The sequence below is a fragment of the Bradyrhizobium sp. JR4.3 genome, assembly GCF_040547695.1.
GTDB classification, from domain to species: domain Bacteria; phylum Pseudomonadota; class Alphaproteobacteria; order Rhizobiales; family Xanthobacteraceae; genus Bradyrhizobium; species Bradyrhizobium canariense.
On record NZ_JBEPQF010000023.1, the window covers coordinates 111,493 to 129,640 of the forward strand.

The following is an 18,148-nucleotide window of genomic DNA, read 5'->3' on the forward strand; positions in this document are numbered from 1 at the left end:
TTCGGGCCCTCGTCCGAAGCTTCGCGCCGTCTCGTCGTACTATTTCCTCAGGATCGCATCATGAGCGGACCATCCGACTACCAGCCGAGCAATCCGGCCCTGCAATGGATCGAGCGACGTCTGCCGATCCTCGGCCTCATGCACTCTTCCTTCGTGGTCTATCCCACCCCGCGCAACCTGAACTATTGGTGGACCTTCGGCGCCATCCTCTCTTTCATGCTGGGGATCCAGATCCTGACCGGCGTGATCCTGGCGATGCACTACACGCCGCATGCCGACCTCGCCTTCAAGTCGGTCGAGTTGCTCGTCCGTGACGTCAATTACGGCTGGCTGCTGCGCAACATGCATGCCGTCGGCGCCTCGATGTTCTTCGTCGCCGTCTACGTCCACATGCTGCGTGGCCTTTATTACGGCTCCTACAAGGAGCCGCGCGAGGTGCTCTGGATCCTCGGCGTCATCATCTACCTTCTGATGATGGCGACGGGCTTCATGGGCTACGTGCTGCCGTGGGGCCAGATGAGCTTCTGGGGCGCCACCGTCATCACCAACCTGTTCTCCGCCATCCCCTATGTCGGCGAGAGCATCGTGACGCTCTTGTGGGGCGGCTATTCGGTCGGCAACCCGACGCTGAACCGCTTCTTCTCGCTGCACTATCTATTGCCGTTCCTGATCGCGGGCGTCGTCGTGCTCCACGTCTGGGCGCTGCATGTCTCCGGCCAGAACAACCCTGATGGCGTCGAGCCCAAGACGGAGAAGGACACGGTTCCGTTCACGCCGCATGCGACCATCAAGGACATGTTTGGCGTGTCCTGCTTCATGCTGCTCTACGCCTGGTTCATCTTCTACATGCCGAACTATCTCGGTGACGCCGACAATTACATTCCGGCGAACCCGGGCGTGACGCCGCCGCACATCGTGCCGGAATGGTATTACCTGCCCTTCTACGCGATCCTGCGCTCGATCCCGAACAAGCTCGCGGGCGTGATCGGGATGTTCTCGGCGATCATCATCCTGTGCTTCCTGCCCTGGCTTGATGCTGCCAAGACCAAATCGTCGAAGTACCGTCCGCTGGCCAAGCAGTTCTTCTGGATCTTCGTCGCGGTCTGCATCCTGCTCGGCTATCTCGGCGCGCAGCCGCCGGAAGGCATCTATGTGATCGCCGGCCGGGTCCTGACGTTCTGCTACTTCGCCTACTTCCTGATCGTGCTGCCGCTGCTCTCGCGCATCGAGAAGCCGCGGCCGGTGCCGAACTCGATCTCGGACGCCGTCCTGGCCAAAACCGGGAGCAGGTCGACGCCGATGGTGTCGAGCGCGATCGTGCTTGCGCTGGCGGGCGCGTTGTTTGCGGGCTCAGCCGATAGCGCGCGTGCCTCCGAAGGCAGCGACAAGCCGCCGGGCAACAAATGGTCGTTCGCCGGTCCGTTCGGCAAGTACGACCGCGGCGCATTGCAGCGCGGCTTGAAGGTCTACAAGGAAGTCTGCGCCAACTGCCACGGCCTGTCCTACGTCGCCTTCCGCAACCTCGCGGAAGCCGGCGGTCCCGGCTATTCGGTCGCGCAGGCTGCAGCCTTCGCCTCCGACTACAAGGTCAAGGACGGTCCGAACGACGCCGGCGATATGTTCGAGCGCCCGGGCCGGCCGGCGGATTATTTCCCCTCGCCATTCCCGAACGAGCAGGCCGCGCGTGCGGCGAATGGTGGCGCGGCGCCGCCGGATCTGTCGCTGATCACCAAGGCGCGCTCCTACGGCCGCGGCTTCCCCTGGTTCATTGTCGACTTCTTCACCCAATATCAGGAGCAGGGCCCGGACTACGTCTCGGCGGTGCTCCAGGGCTTTGAGGACAAGGCGCCCGAGGGTGTGACGATCCCGGAGGGGTCCTACTACAACAAGTACTTCCCGGGCCACGCCATCAAGATGCCGAAGCCGCTCAGCGACGGCCAGGTGACCTATGACGACGGCTCGCCGACCACGGTCGCGCAATACGCTAAGGACGTCACCACGTTCCTGATGTGGACCGCCGAACCGCACATGGAAGCGCGCAAGCGCCTCGGTTTCCAGGTCTTCATCTTCCTGATCATCTTCGCCGGCCTGATGTACTTCACCAAGAAGAAGGTCTGGGCCGACTCGCACTGAGCGGCCTGAGGCGAGAATGAAGAGGCCCCCGCAAGGGGGCTTTTTTGTTGGGCACGAGAGTGTGTTGTCAGGCGCGATTGCCTATCGCCCGCTCAAACGCCAAAATGCCGCCAACCGCTCCCCAAAAACTCGTCGGAGGACATCATGGGAACCGCCATCACCTTCAAGCGCCCGGACGGCAAGGACGCATCGGGCTATCTCGCCAATGCCGCGCGCGGCAATGCGCCGGGCGTGGTGGTCATCCAAGAATGGTGGGGCCTGTCGGACCAGATCAAGGGCCTGTGCGACCGCTTCGCGCTGGCCGGGTTCGATGCGCTCGCGCCCGATCTCTACAGGGGCAAGGTGGTGCCGTATCACGACACGGACGCGGCCGGCAAAGAGATGAACTCGCTCGATTTCATGGACGCCACCACGCAGACGGTGCGCGGCGCCACGCAATATCTGTCGCGCAACGGCGCCAAGGTGGGCCTGACCGGCTTCTGCCTCGGCGGCGCCGTCACCATCATCGGCGCGGTGCATGTGCCGGAGCTCGCCGCCGGCGTGGTGTTCTACGGCATCCCGCCAGAGCAGGCGGCCAAGCCCGCCGACGTCAAGATCCCGCTCCAGGCCCATTTCGCCAACAAGGACGATTGGTGCACGCCGGAACTGGTCAATGGCTTCGAAAAGGCCATGAAGGCCGCCGGCAAGTCGCTGGAGCTGTTCCGCTATGACGCCGAGCACGCCTTCGTCAACGAGCAGCGCCAGGCCGTGCACGACCGCGAAGCCGCCGAGCTGGCCTGGGGCCGGGCGACGGAGTTTTTCCGCAAGCATCTGGGGTAGGTTGGGCGCCAATCGCGCTACAATTTCGGTGTCGTCCCGGCGAAGGCCGGGACCCATAACCACAACACTTTGTGGTCGGGGCGAGCTGCCACTGCGAGTCTTCGCCAAACTCAATTTTGTGGCTATGGGTCCCGGCCTTCGCCGGGACGACGGTGGAGATTGGTGTCGTCCCTCACGGACGACTAGCAGCCGGCCCAGCCACCCTTGACGCCGTCCCCGCGCCATGGTGAGTATCCGCCCATGAGCACCGCCGTCCGCCCATCCCGTCTTTGGTGGCGCACCTCCTAAGAGGTGGCCGGTGCGATTTATTCTCCCAAAATCGTCTGAGGTCGCCCACGCAGTGCGGCGGCCTGATCGTTTGTCCTGTGTGGCGTTCCCTCGACAAGTTTCGTAAGAGGACCCCATGAACAGGACCGTCTTTGCCCTTCCGGCTCGAAGCGACTATGTGACCCGCGCGGGGCTTGCGATCACGCGCGTGGCGGAACAGTTTTCCGGCGGCGCCAACCGGCTCGACGATCTCGTCAACCTGCTCGACCGTCGCCGCGGCGTGGTGCTGTCGTCGGGGACGACCGTGCCCGGCCGCTACGAAAGCTTTGACCTCGGCTTCTCCGATCCGCCGCTCAAGCTCGAGACCACTGGCGTCAATTTCAAGCTGGAAGCGCTGAATGCGCGCGGAGAGGTGCTGATCGCCTTCCTCGCCGACGTCTTGCGCGAACCCTGCGTCGTGATCTCCGAGACGACGCCCACGCGCCTTGCCGGTCATATCATCCGCGGCGAAGCCCCGATCGACGAAGACCAGCGCACGCGGCGCGCCAGCGTGATGTCGCTGGTGCGCGATCTCGTCGCCGCGTTCTCCGCCAACGACGACGGCGTGCTCGGCCTGTTCGGCGCCTTTGCCTACGACCTCGTGTTCCAGATCGAGGACCTCGTGCAGAAGCGCGCGCGCGAGGCCGACCAACGCGACATCGTGCTCTACGTCCCCGACCGGCTGCTCGCCTATGACCGCGCCACCGGCCGCGGCGTCGTGCTCACTTACGATTTCGCGTGGAAGGGCAAGTCCACCGCGGGCCTGCCCCACGAGACCGCCGAGAGCCCCTACCTCAAGACACCGCGCCAGGGTTTTGCCGATCACGCGCCCGGCGAATATCAGGCTACGGTCGAGACCGCGCGCGCTGCCTTTGCGCGTGGCGATCTGTTCGAGGCGGTGCCGGGGCAACTCTTTGCCGAGCCCTGCGACCGCTCGCCGGCAGAAGTGTTCCAGCGGCTCTGCGTCATCAACCCGTCGCCTTACGGCGCGCTGATGAATCTCGGCGAGGGCGAATTTCTCGTCTCGGCCTCACCGGAAATGTTCGTGCGCTCGGACGGACGCCGGGTCGAGACCTGCCCGATCTCGGGGACGATCGCGCGCGGTACCGATGCGATCGGCGATGCCGAGCAGATCCGCCAGCTCCTGAACTCCGAGAAGGACGAGTTCGAGCTCAACATGTGCACCGACGTCGACCGCAACGACAAGGCGCGCGTCTGCGTCCCCGGCACGATCAAGGTGCTGGCACGCCGGCAGATCGAGACCTATTCAAAACTCTTCCACACGGTCGACCATGTCGAAGGCATGCTGCGTCCCGGCTTCGATGCGCTCGATGCGTTCCTCACCCATGCCTGGGCCGTCACCGTCACCGGCGCGCCAAAGCTCTGGGCGATGCAGTTCGTCGAGGATCACGAGCGCTCGCCGCGCCGCTGGTATGCCGGCGCGATCGGGGCGGTGAATTTCGACGGCAGCATCAACACCGGCCTCACCATCCGCACCATCCGGATGAAGGAAGGCCTCGCGGAAGTGCGTGTCGGTGCCACCTGTTTGTTCGACTCAGATCCCGCCGCCGAGGACCGCGAATGCCAGGTCAAGGCCGCGGCCCTGTTCCAGGCGCTGCGCGGCGATCCGCCGAAGCCGCTGTCGGCCTTCGCGCCCGATGCCACCGGAAGCGGCAAGCGGGTACTGCTGATCGACCATGACGACAGCTTTGTGCATATGCTGGCCGATTACTTCCGCCAGGTCGGCGCCGACGTCACCGTGGTCCGCCATGTGCATGCGCTCGACATGCTCAAGCAGAAGCGGTGGGATTTGCTGGTGCTGTCGCCCGGCCCCGGCAGGCCCGAGGATTTCGGGATCAAGAAGACCATCGACGCAGCGCTGGAGAACAAGCTGCCGGTGTTCGGGGTCTGCCTCGGCGTCCAGGCGATCGGCGAGTATTTCGGCGGCGAGCTCGGGCAGCTCACGCATCCCGCCCACGGCCGGCCCTCGCGGGTGCAGGTGCGCGGCGGGCGGCTGATGCGCAATCTGCCGAACGAGATCGTGATCGGCCGCTATCACTCGCTTTATGTCGAGCGTGACAGCATGCCGGAGGTGCTATCCGTCACCGCCAGCACCGAGGACGGCGTCGCCATGGCGCTCGAGCACAAGACCCTGCCGGTCGCCGGCGTGCAATTCCATCCGGAATCGCTGATGTCGCTGAGCGGCGAGGTGGGCTTACGAATTGTCGAGAACGCGTTCCGCCTGGATGCGCGCGCTGATTGAGAGGCACCATGACTTTTGACCACGATCTGAAGGCGAGCGTCCGCACCATCCCGGACTACCCGAAACCCGGGATCTTGTTCCGCGACATCACCACGCTGCTCGCGGATGCGCGTGCGTTCCGCCGCGCGGTCGACGAACTCGTCAATCCCTGGGCTGGCAACAAGATCGACAAGGTCGCCGGCATGGAAGCGCGCGGCTTCATCATAGGCGGCGCCGTGGCGCACCAGGTTTCGGCCGGCTTCGTGCCGATCCGGAAAAAAGGCAAGCTGCCGCACACCACCGTGCGGATCGCTTACTCTCTCGAATACGGCATCGACGAGATGGAGATGCATGTCGACGCCATCCAGCCCGGCGAGCGCGTGATCCTGGTCGACGACCTCATCGCCACCGGCGGCACTGCGGAAGGCGCGGTGAAATTGCTGCGCCAGATCGGCGCCAATGTGGTCGCCGCCTGCTTCATCATCGACCTGCCGGACCTCGGCGGCGCCGCCAAGCTGCGCGCGATGGACGTGCCGGTGCGCACGCTGATGACGTTCGAGGGGCACTGAGCCAGGACGCCGAGGAGTATCGCCCGGGTAAATTATCGCCTAGGACCGTTGCAGGATCAGGCTGAGCTCCAGCTCGCGGAAAGCGAGATAGTTCCGCCGGGTCCACTGGTGCAGCTCGGTCGAGGCATCCTTCTCCTGGCGCAGATAGCCGGTGAAGGAGAAGTTCAGCCGGCCGATATAGGTCTTGAGAAAGCCGGGCAGCGCAGGCAGGCGGAATACCCGTCCGGCAGCCATCGCCGCCGGCAGCTCGCCGCGTATGATGTGCTCGTTGTCCACCGTGATCAGGTTAATCCGCGGGATCTGTTCGCGCAGCATCTCGTGGGCGCGGGCCGAGACGCGGTCGGTGTCGGCGACGAACAGGATCATCGGCGCGACGTGGCGGCGCGCCGCCTCTTTCAACAGGCCGATCTCCTCGGTCATCTTGAAGAACTCGTCAAAGGCGTGGAAGCCGAGGTCGATCACCTTGGCAACCCCGTCATCGACGATGACGCGATCCATCAGCTGCATCTTGCCGTAGGTGTCGATCACGTCGGCGGTCTCCGTGATCGTTGGCAGATAGTCGAGCAGCGACGGCTCCTTCAGGTTGACGTCGAAGGCCACGACGTTGCCGTTCTTGAGCAGCAAAAATTCGCTCAAAAGCCGCGCCAGCAGGGTCTTGCCGACCTGCGGGCGGGGCGAGCAAATGATGTAGAGGGGCGTCGCGGGCATCGATAGCTATATCAGTCGAACTCGGCGACCAATCCAGCCGTATCCGCCCGGCTTGCGCAACTATTTTTCGCTGTTGCGGGTCGTGGGCTTGGAGCCGACAATGTCGGTCAGCCGGATCCGGTCGAATTCGCTCCAGACGTTCGCCAGCCAATGCCGGACATAGCCGCGCAGCACGAACGAATAGTTCGCGGCCTCGTCGTTGATACCCTTGTTGGCGACGAATTTCAGGAACGGAACGGAAGACACCTCGACCTGCTCATAGGCCATTTCGTTGAGCTTGGGGATGGTTAGCTCGGTCGCATCCTTGATGCGGTGGAAGTAGGAATTATAGGTCGCCTGGTCCCACTGGAAGAACTGGGTGTCGTTGATGAAGTTCTTCACCAGGAAGTATTTGGCGCCGGTCATGAAGCCCGCGGTCTCGGCGATTTCGTCCAGAGAGGCGATCGAGGGTCCGAGGATGTGGAACACGGCAAAGGTGATCTGGCCGGCCTTGGCGGCATCGAGGAAACCGATGTCGCGCAAGGAGGCGAGCGCCGGCGAGAGCAGGCCGGCGCGGACGTCGATCACGGTGACCGACGGGCTCGTGGCGTTGAGCGTATCGAAGATCTTCATCTGATCCGACGTCGTCGTCATGTCGACGATCTCGGTGATGTCGGGATGGAAGCGCTTCAGGGTTCCGCGCGGTGACTCTGTGTCGAAGGCGCGCGTCGGCACGTTGTTGGCGGAAAAATAATCGAGCAGGGTGCGCGATACCGTGGTCTTGCCGACCCCGCCCTTGTCCGCGCCCACCACAACCACTGCCGGCTTTGCCATTGCTGTCCCCTAACGCGCGCCCCCGATCGCGAGGTCGCAATCGGACGGGCCCCAAATCGATGTCGCAAAGATGTCCCAAGTCTGCTGTTGGGCGCGAACATGGCAGAAACAAGGGAGAATTCAATTCCGCAGGCCCCAGTTACGGCAATTCCCGAGGTTTTTCCCAATCGCGATCAATCCTTCCGCGCATGGCGTCAAATCGCGCTCAATGGCGGCCCCAAGGACCCATAGGATTTCCCAAGGGATTGCTTACCCGATTGCCTATTGGGTTGCTGCTGGCGGTTCCGGGTGCGGGCACGGGCGGCGGACTGGCCGTGCCGCCTGCGTCGTTCCAGGGACCCTGGCGCAGCGGCGGTGGGGTGTTCTGGCGGTCGGCTTGCGTGTCTGGCTCCTCGCCCTCGTCGGCGGGAGGCGGCAGCGGGCCAGGATCACGGCCGCCGGCGAACTTGACCAGCGCGTCCACCCGGGACTGCACCGAGGGGTGGGTCGCGAATAAATCGGCGAAGCCCTCGCGCGGATTGTCGACGCAGAGCTCCATCACCGCCGAGGTTGCGCCCGGCAGCTCGCCGCGGTTCTCGATCTTGCGCAGGGCCGAGATCATGGCGTCCGGGTTTTTCGTCAGCTCAACGGAGCCCGCGTCCGCGAGATATTCCCGCGAGCGCGATAGCGCGAGCTTCACCACCTGCGACAACAGCCAGGCTACCACGATCAGCACGACCGCGATGATGATCACGATCACCGCGCCGCCGCCCGAACTCTTGCTGTCGCTCGACGACGAGGACGATCGTGAGGACGAGGAGGAGCCCGACGACCACGAGCCGCCAGAGCCGGAGCTCCAGCTGAAATTCGTGAACAGGCGGAAGAAGAGTTCGCCGAAGAACCCGACCACACCCGCGATGATGACGGCGACCACCATGAGCTGCACGTCGCCGTTCTGGATATGGGTCAGCTCGTGACCCAGCACCGCCTCGATCTCCTTGTCGTTCAACGCATTGAGGAGACCGGTGGTGACGGTGATCGAATATTGCCGCGGGTTGAGGCCGGTCGCGAACGCGTTCAGCGCCGGGCTCTTCATGATCTTCAGCTTCGGCATCGTGATGCCGCGCGAGATGCAGAGATTTTCGAGCAGATTATAGAGCCGCGGCTCTTCCTGCCGGGTGACGTCGTGGCCGCCGGTCACCGCATCGATCATCGATTGGTGGAAGAAATAGGCGATCACGATCCAGGCCGCTGCCACGACGGTCGCAACCGGAGCGGCCACTTTCAGGTCATAGAAGGCACGGCTCAGATAATAGACGACGGTCTCGTCGCCATTGATGACGACTTCAGCGATCAGCGCGCCGGCATAGACCAGCACATAGACCAGCGCGAACAGGCCGGCGAGCAGCAGCATCGAACGAAACTTGTTCGAGGCGATGTGCGTGTAGAGACCATACGCGGCCATGACGCGATGCCCTGCCGGCCTATCAGCTCAACTCAGAACTTCACCTGCGGCGTGGCTTCGACCTCGGAGCGGCTGGCACCAAGATCGAAGAAGTCCTTTTTGGTGAAGCCGAACATGCCGGCGAACAAGGCGGCCGGCATCTGCTGGATACCGGTGTTGTATTCCTGGACCGCGCTGTTGAAGAAGCGGCGACTGGCCGCGATCTTGTTCTCGAGGTCGGACAGCTCGCTGGCGAGCTGCTGGAAATTGGCGTTGGCCTTGAGGTCGGGATAGGCCTCCGACAGCGCGATCAGCCGGCCGAGCGCGCCCGAGAGCTGGTTCTCGGCCGCGGACACCTGCGCTGGTCCCTGCGCCGACATCGCCGAATTGCGCGCCTTGATGACGTCGTCGAGCGTGCCGCGCTCGTGAGAGGCATAGCCCTTCACCGTCTCGACCAGGTTCGGGATCAGGTCGTGACGCTGCTTGAGCTGCACGTCGATGTCGGCAAAGGCCTGGCCGACGCGCTGGCTCAGCGCCACCAGCCGGTTGTAGGCGGCGAAGGCAAAGAACACGAGGACGACGATAACGCCGAGGACGATCCAGCCGGTCGACATTGAGAACTCCTGAAGGGGGAAGAAGGCGGGCGCTAGGGTAGACCAAATTGGCCCCGAGCGAGAGCCCGGCGCAGAGGAGAGGTAGGATTTGGTCGGATGAGGAACTATCCGAGTTCAAGGCGAAAGCGGGTAACGAGGTTAATTTTCGGACAGGACCGGCGTCTCAGTACTTCGTATCGAGCCTGGGTATGCCCGTGGCTTCGGCCAATCGCGCTGCGACCCTGCCTGCTTCCTGAATAGTTGCTTCCTTGACCGGAATGTCGTGCCGCCTTCCGCTGAGCAGCTCGACATAAACGCCATACGAGGCATGCCCGTCGCTCTCGTATTCGATACGACCGAGCGTGCGGAGTTGGTCGAGCGGGCAATCCACGATCGTCTTGCCCCATCGCCCAAACAAACGACGAAGGATCGTCAGCCGCCTTGCGCGAAGATCGATGTGAACGATCGTTCGCTGGGACGCGACGGAGAAGAACATGCACGCCAGCAATAGCCATAGGATGACGCCGCCTCCGACTACAGTCGCGCCTGAACTGGCTGCAACAACGGCAATGCCGAGAAGGCCCGCTGGAATCATCCAAATTATTGTCGAGCGCTTCCGCTCGAATACCAAGACTGCTGAGCTATCTCTGGCCATGAGGGACTTCTACCTCAATTTGTGGCTGTGCCCCAGCGCCACCGCCTTGCGTCCGCATAGGCGGCCTTGTCCCGCCGGGGGACCTTGGCGAGTTCGACACCGTCCTCCGTGCAGAGCTTTGCAGCGATCTCGGCCTTGCCGACATCCGGCGGCGCCAGCACGCGCGCGGCGCGGGCTGCGGGCGGCGTGCGGGTCAGCGCCACATAGATGAACCGCTCGTCCTCGAACGGCACCTCGGCGCCCTTGATCTGGCGGTGAGCCTGCGAGCGCGGCAAGCGCTGGGAGAAATGGCACCAATCGGGCGCCGTCAGCGGACACGGCTTTTCGTGCGGGCAGGGTGCGGCGACATAGGCGCCCGCCGCGATCAGTTGCTGGCGCAAAGCGAGGATGCGGGCGTAGCCGGCGGGCGTGCCAGGCTCGATCACGACCAGCGCGCGGCGCGCTTTCGCCCACATCGTTTCCGCGAGCTTGCGTTGATCGCGCTCACTGAGCTCGCCGATGACATAACTCGCGACCAGGAGATCGGCTGGCGAGACCTCGGCGAGGTTCGCGCCGGCATCGCCCGGCAGATAGCGGCAATCCGCCAGACGCGTGCTGTCGCGCGCCAGTTCGAGCGCGAGACGGCTGAGCGTGGCGTTGGCGTCGAGCAGGGTGAAATCCTGCAGCGAGGAGAACGCCTCCGCCGCGGCCCAGCTCGCGGTGCCCGGACCTGCGCCGACGTCGAGCAGCGTTTCCGGAGCGAGGTCGGGTACGATCTCGGTCAGCGCATTCAGACTGGCCGCCACCGCCGCGTAGGTCGCCGGCATGCGCGCGAGCGCATAGGCGAGCGCGTCGGCATCCGACTTGATCGTGCCGGAGCCGCCGCCTGTGCGGTAGGTGGTCGAGATTCTCTGCGATCGCTGCGCTGCGTCGGTGCGCGAGAACCCCTGGAGCTTGCCGTCGAGGGCGGCCTTTAGCTCAGCGGGAAGCGTGGGCGAGATCATCTTAATTCGCCGTCATTCCGGGGCGCGCGTAGCGCGAATCCGGAATCTTGAAATGGTGGCGCGAGATTCCGGGTTCGATGCTGCGCATCGCCCCGGAATGACGGCCAAAAAATCACGCCACGTTCTGGTCGAGAATGTCCACCGCCTCTTGCAGGTTCACCGACACCAGCTGCGAGACGCCGCGTTCGGCCATGGTGACGCCGAACAGGCGGTTCATCCGCGCCATCGTGATCGGGTTGTGCGTGATGATGATGAAGCGCGTGTCGGTCGAGGCGGTCATCTCGTGCAACAGGTTGCAATAGCGCTCGACGTTGTGGTCGTCGAGCGGCGCGTCGACTTCGTCCAGCACGCAGATCGGCGAAGGGTTGGTGAGGAACACCGCGAAGATCAGCGCCATCGCGGTCAGCGCCTGCTCACCGCCGGAGAGCAGCGACAGCGTCTGTGGCTTCTTGCCCGGCGGCTTGGCGATGATTTCGAGGCCCGCTTCGAGAGGATCATCGCTCTCGATCAAATGCAGCGCGGCTTCGCCGCCACCGAACAGCTCGACGAACAGGCGCTTGAAGTGGTTGTTGACGACCTCGAACGACGTCAGCAGCCGCTCGCGCGCCTCCTTGTTGAGGCTCTGGATACCCTGGCGCAGCCGCTTGATGGCCTCGACGAGATCGTCGCGCTCGGTGACCAGACCGTTGTGCTGGGTCTCGACCTCGCGCAGCTCTTCCTCGGCGCGCAAATTGACCGCACCCAGGCGCTCGCGATCGCGGCGCATTTTTTCGAGGTCTTCCTCGATGTCGTGCAGCGGCGGCAACTCCGTGCCGGGTTCGATCTCGGCGAGGCCGGCAACGGCCTGCGGTTCGACTTCCAGCATGTCGCGGATTTCGCGCTCGATGTCCTCGAGCCGGCGACGCGCACCTTCCATGCGCTCCTCGGCGCGGGCGGTGGCCTCGCGGGAGCTTGAGAGTGCCTCGAGCGTCAGCTTCGCGACGCGATCGGTTTCGGCCATCGCGGTTTCCGCGCTGGCGAGCGCATCGGCGGCCATGCGGCGGTCGTTTTCGGCATATTCGATCTCGGTGATCAGCGCGCTGCGCTTCTCCGCGAACACGGCCGGTGCGTTCTCGAGATCGCTGCGCTCGATCGAGACTTCGGCGATGCGCGCCTGGATGGTGTCGATGTGGGAGGTCGCGCTCTCCTTTCGGTTCTGCCACTCGGTGCGTTCGGCGAGGATCGCCTGCACGCGGCGGTCGGCCAGCTCGGCTTCGCGCGCCAACGCCTGTGCCTCGGCGCGGACCTGGGCGGCCATGCGGCGATGGCCTTCGATGTCGCTGCGGACGGCGGCGAGACGGGTTTCGGTGTCCTCGCTCGACGGCAGCTCGGAGATCCCGGCTTCGGCGTATTCGTAGGCGGCTTCGGCCTCGGCGCGGTCGGCTGCCAGACGGCTGTGCGCTTCCGACAGCGTCGCCTTGCGCGCGGCGTGGCGGCTGATCTCGCGCTCGACCGTGGCATGGCGCTCGCGCGCGACGTTGAGCTCGCGCTGTGCGGCGCGCCAGGCTTCGCGGCTCGCACCTTCGGTGCTGGCGGCCATCTGCAGCTCGGCCTCGGCGTTCTCCAGCGCCTGACGCTTGATCTGCGCGTCGATGCGGGCCTGCTCCAGTTCGTTCTCGATGTCGATGAGGCGGGCGCGCTCGGCGAGCCGCCGTGCTGCGCCGGTCGGCGCGTGGGCGGCTGCGACAAAGCCATCCCAGCGCCAGACGTCGCCTTCGGGCGAGACCAGCCGCTGGCCGGTCTTGAGCTGCGAGACCAGTTCGGCGCCGCGCTCGCGCGGCACCACGCCGATCTGCGCCAGGCGGCGGGTCAGCTCGGCCGGGGCTTGCACGTGGCTGGCGAGCGGCACGACGCCTTCGGGCAGTTCCGGATCGCCGTCGGTGACGCCGGCATTGGTCCAGCGCATCGGCGCGGACGGATCGACCGGGGCGTCGAGATCGTCGCCGAGGGCTGCGCCGATCGCCTTTTCGAATCCCTTGTCGACGGTGATGCCGTCGATGATCGGCGGCCACAGATTCTTGGTCTCGCCGTTGAGGATCTTGGAGATCGTGCGCGCCTCGGTATCGAGCCGCTGCACGCGCTTGTCGGCTTCGACGAGCGGCGAGCGCGAGGATTCCAGCGTCTGCCGCGCGGCGACATGCGCGGCTTCGCTGGCCTGAGCCGCGGCTTCCGAGGCCGCCAGCGTTTGCTCGGCGTTCTCGACGGTCGCGGTCAGCTCGTCGAGATCGCCGAAGCCGCCGGTCGCCTCGGTGAGCTTCTGCTCTTCCGCCGCGACGTTCGAAATCTCCTGATCGAGCCGGGCGAGCTTGTCGCGGTGGGTGCGAACGTTGGCTTCGAGCTGATTGCGCTTGGCGGTGAGGTCGGCGAGCGCGGTGGTGAGCTCGGCGAACTGCTGCTCGGTTTCGGTCAACACCGCCTCGGCTTCGGCGACACGCTCGTCGACGCCGGAGCGCTTCTCGACGCGCGACTTGATCTCTTCCTTCAGCTCGGCATCTTCGGCGTCGAGGCGCTGCAGCGCGACGTCGGCGTCCATGGTCTGCTGCTGGGCACGCGAGATATCGCCTTCGAACTGTGCGAGGCGCCGCTCGAGCTCCGCGACGCGCTCCTTGGCGCGCTCTTCCTCGCGATCGAGCAGCTCGCGGGCGTTGGTGAGGCGCTGCAGCCCGGCTGCCGCGCGCGCTTCCGCATCGCGCAGCGCCGGCATTTCGGCGGCGCGGATCGCCTGGATGCGGGCGGCCTCGGCCTGGTGCTGGGTCCGCTCGGCCATCTCGCGGACCGCGAGATCGTGGGTGTGGCCGGATTCGTTGACGTCGGCATGGGCGCCGATCCAGCGCAGGTGGAACAGGGTTGCTTCGGCCTTGCGGACCTTGGCCGCAACTTCGCGATAGCGCACGGCCTGGCGGGCCTGCTTCTTGAGGCCTTCCATTTGCCCCGCCAGCTGGCCGATCACGTCCTCGACGCGGGTGAGGTTGGTTTCGGCCGCCTTGAGCCGCAGCTCGGCTTCGTGGCGGCGGGCGTGCAGGCCGGCGACGCCGGCGGCGTCTTCCAGCACGCGGCGGCGTTGCTCGGGCTTGGCCTGAATGATCTCGCCGATCTTGCCCTGGTGGACCAGGGCTGGCGAGCGCGCGCCGGTGGCGGCGTCGGCGAACAGAATCTGCACGTCGCGGGCGCGCACGTCGCGGCCGTTGATGCGGTAGACCGAACCTGCCTCGCGCTCGATACGGCGGGAAATTTCCAGAAGCTGGCTGTCGTTCATCGCCGCCGGCGCGGTGCGATCGGAATTGTCGATCGTCATCGTCACTTCGGCGTGGTTGCGCGCTGGACGATTGCCGGAGCCGGCGAAGATCACCGCGTCCATGTCGGCGGCGCGCAACGACTTGTAGGAGGTCTCGCCCATCGCCCAGCGCAGCGCCTCGACGAGATTCGACTTGCCGCAGCCGTTGGGGCCGACCACGCCGGTCAGGCCGGGCTCGATGACGAAGTCGGTGGCCTCAACAAAGGACTTGAAGCCGTGAAGGCGCAGGCGGGTGATTTTCATAAGCACGCATCTCTGTTGGCAGGCGCGAATCCCCCTGCCGGGACAATACCATGGAAGGCAATGTCGCTATCCGGGCGAGTCGCGCGAGGCGCCTCATGCGGCTGGACAATGGCCGCGGTGCGCTGCGAGGGCAACCGGCGAAAGCCGCTTTTCCCAAGGGATTTATGCCGGGAAAGATACGGCTATCGAGATGCGAATCAGGGATTGTGCCGTGCGAATCAGCTCTTCAGCAGCGGATTGATCTTCTTGGCGAATTCCTCGAACGAGGTCTCGCCCTTGATCTTCTCGCCGTTGATGAAGAACGTCGGCGTCGAATCGACCTTCAGAACGTCGCTGGCATATTTCTGGTCGGCGGCGATCTTGTCGAGCAGCGCCTGGTCCTTCAGACAGGCCTCGACCTGCTGCTGGGTGAGGCCGGCTTGCTTGCCGATCCGCGTCAGGGTCTCCGTGGTGTTCTTCGCCACCCAGTCGTTCTGCTGGCGGAACAGCATGTCAGTGACCGCAAAGTATTTCGGTGCGTCGCCATTGGCGATGCAGCGTGACAGCATCGAGCCGGCGGCGGCTTTGATGTCGAGCGGGAACTCGCGGAAGATGTAACGGACCTTGCCGGCGTCGATGTATTCCGACTTGATCTTGGGAAACACCTGCTCATTGAAAGCCGCGCAATGCGGGCAGGTCATCGAGGCGTATTCGGTGATGGTGACCGCGGCGTCCTTCGGGCCCAGCGCCATGTCGGGCAGTGACACCGGCTTGGCGACGTCGCCAGCGGCCTGCGCGATAGCTTCCGAGATGAACCGCAGCGGCGAGAACCCGGCGAGCGCGGCAAGCCCGGTCAGCGACAGCATCGAGGTGAAGGCGCGGCGGGTGATGATCAAGGTCGGCTCCCGGATTGGCGTGGTCTCGCCCGAAATTCCCATTCAGACGGCCTGTCGCTAGCTTGAAACGTCGTTTGAGGCAATGGCGAGCGGCAAGGACAGGTCCAGTTTGGCCGCCGAATAAGGCTCAATTTCGCTTGATAGCGGCCCCCAGGCGCGCCAGCGCCGACTTCAATTGTTCATCTTCGATGTCGCCCAGGCGCTCAGCCACCTCGGCCACCGATTTGGCGTCCGGCGGGGCGGGCCGGGTTGGCCGCCGGGCGCGCGACAGTGGAGCCTGGCGGAAGGCCAGCTTGCCGACCGCGCTCCAGCCGAAGAAGCGGTTGACCCGCTGCAGGATCACATCGGCGGAGTGCTGGATCTCCAGCGCCATCGGCCCCTCGACCCGCAGCACCAGCGTGGCCGGCTCCTGCGGCTGACCCTCGACCGGCCGCGGCCATTGCATCTTGAGCGGCTCGGCATGGGCCGCGATCTCCGGTCCGGCAATCTGCGCCCACCGCGTCACCAGCTCGCGCGCGGCAAAACCCTGCTTGGCATAGGCCTCGGCGAAGACGTCGTTGAGCAGGAGCGACAGCGGCTTGGCGCTGATAGGACCGGGTTTGATGGGGCGAAGCTTGGACATGGGACCTTATAGCACTCCGGCGCGTCGGCCACAGGCTCTTCGCCGCGAAGAAAAACGTGGACGCCCGCGACCAGCGTGGGCACGACGTGGAGAGATCGGTGCATTGCCGTTACAGTGCGAACATGAGCCCCAAATCCGCCCTCAGGGCGAAATCGGAACCAGTTCCGCCGCAGACCTCGTCGCGCCCGCTCGCGCTGCTCGATTGGTACGACCGCCACCGCCGCCGCTTACCCTGGCGCGCTGCGCCCGGCGAGGCATCTGACCCTTACCGCGTCTGGCTGTCCGAGATCATGCTGCAGCAGACCACGGTGAAGGCGGTCGGGCCCTATTTCGAAAAATTCGTCGCGCGCTGGCCTGATGTCACCGCGCTCGGACGGGCCTCGCAGGACGACGTGCTGCGGATGTGGGCCGGGCTCGGCTATTATTCTCGCGCCCGTAATCTCCATGCCTGCGCGGTCGCGGTGATGCGCGAGCATGGCGGCACCTTTCCCGACACCGAACTGGGCCTGCGCGCGCTGCCGGGCATCGGGCCCTATACGGCGGCAGCGATCGCGGCGATCGCGTTCGACCGCCGCACCATGCCGGTCGACGGCAATATCGAGCGCGTGGTCTCGCGGCTCTTTGCTGTTGAAGAAGAACTTCCGCAGGCCAAACCGCGGATCCAGCACTTGGCTGCGACGCTGCTCGCCGACTCCCGCGCCGGTGATAGCGCGCAGGCGCTGATGGATCTGGGTGCCTCGATCTGCACGCCGAAAAAGCCAGCCTGCTCGCTATGCCCACTCAACGAGGACTGCACGGCGCGCACGCTGGGAACGCAGGATACGTTTCCGCGCAAGGCGCCGAAGAAGAGCGGCGCGCTACGGCGCGGCGCCGCTTTCGTTGTCACGCGCGGCGACGAGCTTCTCGTCCGCAGCCGTCCCGAAAAGGGTCTGCTCGGCGGCATGACCGAGGTACCGGGATCGGATTGGCTGGCCGAGCAGGACGATGCCAAGGCAAAACAGCAGGCGCCCGAGCTGAAGGGGCTGTCGCGCTGGCAACGCAAGGTCGGCGTGGTCACCCACGTCTTCACGCATTTCCCGCTGGAACTGGTGGTCTACACGGCCAAGGTGGAAGCGCGCACGCGGGCACCGGCAGGCATGCGCTGGGTGCCGATCGCCACGCTCCCCGACGAAGCATTGCCCAACGTCATGCGTAAGGTGATTGCGCATGGATTGGACCCCTAGCAGCCCATCCTGCTGACAACATGCTGGCAGCAGCCCTGCGTTAGCTGTGATCGGCAACGGAGGCTCGCATGATCAAGACCGCGCTCGACAACTTTCCCAGGCCGCCTTGTGCCGAGCTATTGGGGTGGCGTCTGCTCGATGCCCGTCCCGGGGAAGGCTGGATCAAGCTCGCGTTTGACGGCAAGCCGGAGTTCTGCAATCCGGCCGGCTTCATCCAGGGCGGCATGCTCTCGGCCATGCTCGACGACACGATGGGCCCCGCCGTGCTGGTGATGAGCGAAGGCCGGCTCTACACCACCACCATCAGCATGACCGTGAATTTCCTGGCGCCCGCAAAGCCCGGACCGATCATCGGTGAGGCCAAGGTGACGCAGCTCGGCAAGACGATTGCGTTCGTCGAGGCAAAGCTGATGGCGGAAGGAACAGTGCTGGCGACGGCAAGCGCGAGCGAGCGGCTGCTCGAAGCGGCGAGGGTGGTGGGCAAATAGTCTAGCCGCGTAGGCGCTACCCCTTCTCCCCTTGCGGGCCTGTTGCGCTATTGGCTTTTGAGGCTGAAGACGTCGAGAGAGAAGGTCTGGGTCGCGACAGGCTCCGGCCAAGACTGTGA

The 18,148-nt window shown here is 65.0% G+C and carries 15 protein-coding genes; 6 read left to right on the forward strand and 9 right to left on the reverse strand.

What is annotated here, in order from left to right:
- Window positions 1–60: 60 nt before the first annotated feature.
- The 4 genes from fbcH to ABIB91_RS29590 all read left to right on the forward strand — a co-directional run bounded on the left by fbcH (window position 61) and on the right by ABIB91_RS29590 (window position 6,069).
- Window positions 61–2,133 (forward strand): cytochrome b/c1, encoded by a 2,073-nt coding sequence (fbcH, locus tag ABIB91_RS29575; RefSeq protein WP_354169730.1) that lies wholly within the window; start codon window positions 61–63, stop codon window positions 2,131–2,133.
- 144 nt (window positions 2,134–2,277) lie between these two features.
- Window positions 2,278–2,952, forward strand: a complete 675-nt coding sequence (locus ABIB91_RS29580; protein ID WP_007595039.1) for a dienelactone hydrolase family protein — start codon at window positions 2,278–2,280, stop codon at window positions 2,950–2,952.
- Window positions 2,953–3,355: 403 nt separating this feature from the next.
- Window positions 3,356–5,521 (forward strand): anthranilate synthase component I, encoded by a 2,166-nt coding sequence (locus ABIB91_RS29585; RefSeq protein WP_354169732.1) that lies wholly within the window; start codon window positions 3,356–3,358, stop codon window positions 5,519–5,521.
- An 8-nt stretch (window positions 5,522–5,529) separates the two neighbouring features.
- On the forward strand, window positions 5,530–6,069 hold the full coding sequence (locus ABIB91_RS29590; protein ID WP_007595035.1) for an adenine phosphoribosyltransferase: 540 nt from the start codon (window positions 5,530–5,532) through the stop codon (window positions 6,067–6,069).
- A gap of 39 nt (window positions 6,070–6,108) precedes the next feature.
- On the opposite strand, the gene ABIB91_RS29595 is transcribed toward ABIB91_RS29590, so the two are convergent.
- The 9 genes from ABIB91_RS29595 to ABIB91_RS29635 form a co-directional block, all read right to left on the reverse strand.
- The gene (locus tag ABIB91_RS29595) at window positions 6,109–6,777 is read right to left on the reverse strand and encodes a hypothetical protein (protein ID WP_007595033.1); all 669 of its coding nucleotides are present in this window, start codon (window positions 6,775–6,777) and stop codon (window positions 6,109–6,111) included.
- Window positions 6,778–6,837: 60 nt separating this feature from the next.
- Entirely contained in the window at window positions 6,838–7,590 is a 753-nt protein-coding gene (locus ABIB91_RS29600; protein ID WP_007595031.1) for a P-loop NTPase family protein, read from the reverse strand.
- A 205-nt stretch (window positions 7,591–7,795) separates the two neighbouring features.
- A complete protein-coding gene (locus tag ABIB91_RS29605; RefSeq protein ID WP_354169735.1) occupies window positions 7,796–9,034 on the reverse strand; it encodes a M48 family metallopeptidase in 1,239 nt (412 codons plus the stop codon).
- Window positions 9,035–9,066: 32 nt separating this feature from the next.
- On the reverse strand, window positions 9,067–9,627 hold the full coding sequence (locus ABIB91_RS29610) for a LemA family protein (protein ID WP_354169737.1): 561 nt from the start codon (window positions 9,625–9,627) through the stop codon (window positions 9,067–9,069).
- A 163-nt stretch (window positions 9,628–9,790) separates the two neighbouring features.
- Window positions 9,791–10,261 (reverse strand): hypothetical protein, encoded by a 471-nt coding sequence (locus ABIB91_RS29615; RefSeq protein WP_354169739.1) that lies wholly within the window; start codon window positions 10,259–10,261, stop codon window positions 9,791–9,793.
- A 14-nt stretch (window positions 10,262–10,275) separates the two neighbouring features.
- Window positions 10,276–11,244, reverse strand: a complete 969-nt coding sequence (locus ABIB91_RS29620) for a small ribosomal subunit Rsm22 family protein (RefSeq protein WP_354169741.1) — start codon at window positions 11,242–11,244, stop codon at window positions 10,276–10,278.
- Window positions 11,245–11,356: 112 nt separating this feature from the next.
- Complete coding sequence (gene smc / locus ABIB91_RS29625; RefSeq protein WP_007595021.1) at window positions 11,357–14,821, reverse strand: chromosome segregation protein SMC; 3,465 nt, start codon at window positions 14,819–14,821, stop codon at window positions 11,357–11,359.
- A gap of 218 nt (window positions 14,822–15,039) precedes the next feature.
- On the reverse strand, window positions 15,040–15,696 hold the full coding sequence (locus tag ABIB91_RS29630) for a DsbA family protein (protein WP_354169754.1): 657 nt from the start codon (window positions 15,694–15,696) through the stop codon (window positions 15,040–15,042).
- A gap of 127 nt (window positions 15,697–15,823) precedes the next feature.
- Complete coding sequence (locus ABIB91_RS29635; RefSeq protein ID WP_007595017.1) at window positions 15,824–16,318, reverse strand: DUF721 domain-containing protein; 495 nt, start codon at window positions 16,316–16,318, stop codon at window positions 15,824–15,826.
- Between the two features lie 122 nt (window positions 16,319–16,440).
- Here ABIB91_RS29635 and mutY point away from each other — a divergent pair, with 122 nt between their 5' ends.
- Both mutY and ABIB91_RS29645 read left to right on the forward strand, forming a co-directional pair.
- Window positions 16,441–17,541: an A/G-specific adenine glycosylase gene (gene mutY / locus ABIB91_RS29640; RefSeq protein WP_035993278.1), complete on the forward strand. Its 1,101-nt coding sequence runs from the start codon at window positions 16,441–16,443 to the stop codon at window positions 17,539–17,541.
- A 68-nt stretch (window positions 17,542–17,609) separates the two neighbouring features.
- Window positions 17,610–18,029, forward strand: coding sequence for a PaaI family thioesterase (locus ABIB91_RS29645; protein WP_354169745.1), 420 nt, complete (start codon window positions 17,610–17,612; stop codon window positions 18,027–18,029).
- Window positions 18,030–18,148 lie beyond the last annotated feature (119 nt).

Bases quoted from the DNA above. Each gene is read 5' to 3' on its own strand.
- fbcH (WP_354169730.1), top strand. From the start codon at position 61: ATGAGCGGACCATCCGACTACCAGCCGAGCAATCCGGCCCTGCAATGG.
- ABIB91_RS29580 (WP_007595039.1), top strand. From the start codon at position 2,278: ATGGGAACCGCCATCACCTTCAAGCGCCCGGACGGCAAGGACGCATCG.
- ABIB91_RS29585 (WP_354169732.1), top strand. From the start codon at position 3,356: ATGAACAGGACCGTCTTTGCCCTTCCGGCTCGAAGCGACTATGTGACC.
- ABIB91_RS29590 (WP_007595035.1), top strand. From the start codon at position 5,530: ATGACTTTTGACCACGATCTGAAGGCGAGCGTCCGCACCATCCCGGAC.
- ABIB91_RS29595 (WP_007595033.1), bottom strand. From the start codon at position 6,777: ATGCCCGCGACGCCCCTCTACATCATTTGCTCGCCCCGCCCGCAGGTC.
- ABIB91_RS29600 (WP_007595031.1), bottom strand. From the start codon at position 7,590: ATGGCAAAGCCGGCAGTGGTTGTGGTGGGCGCGGACAAGGGCGGGGTC.
- ABIB91_RS29605 (WP_354169735.1), bottom strand. From the start codon at position 9,034: ATGGCCGCGTATGGTCTCTACACGCACATCGCCTCGAACAAGTTTCGT.
- ABIB91_RS29610 (WP_354169737.1), bottom strand. From the start codon at position 9,627: ATGTCGACCGGCTGGATCGTCCTCGGCGTTATCGTCGTCCTCGTGTTC.
- ABIB91_RS29615 (WP_354169739.1), bottom strand. From the start codon at position 10,261: ATGGCCAGAGATAGCTCAGCAGTCTTGGTATTCGAGCGGAAGCGCTCG.
- ABIB91_RS29620 (WP_354169741.1), bottom strand. From the start codon at position 11,244: ATGATCTCGCCCACGCTTCCCGCTGAGCTAAAGGCCGCCCTCGACGGC.
- smc (WP_007595021.1), bottom strand. From the start codon at position 14,821: ATGAAAATCACCCGCCTGCGCCTTCACGGCTTCAAGTCCTTTGTTGAG.
- ABIB91_RS29635 (WP_007595017.1), bottom strand. From the start codon at position 16,318: ATGTCCAAGCTTCGCCCCATCAAACCCGGTCCTATCAGCGCCAAGCCG.
- mutY (WP_035993278.1), top strand. From the start codon at position 16,441: ATGAGCCCCAAATCCGCCCTCAGGGCGAAATCGGAACCAGTTCCGCCG.
- ABIB91_RS29645 (WP_354169745.1), top strand. From the start codon at position 17,610: ATGATCAAGACCGCGCTCGACAACTTTCCCAGGCCGCCTTGTGCCGAG.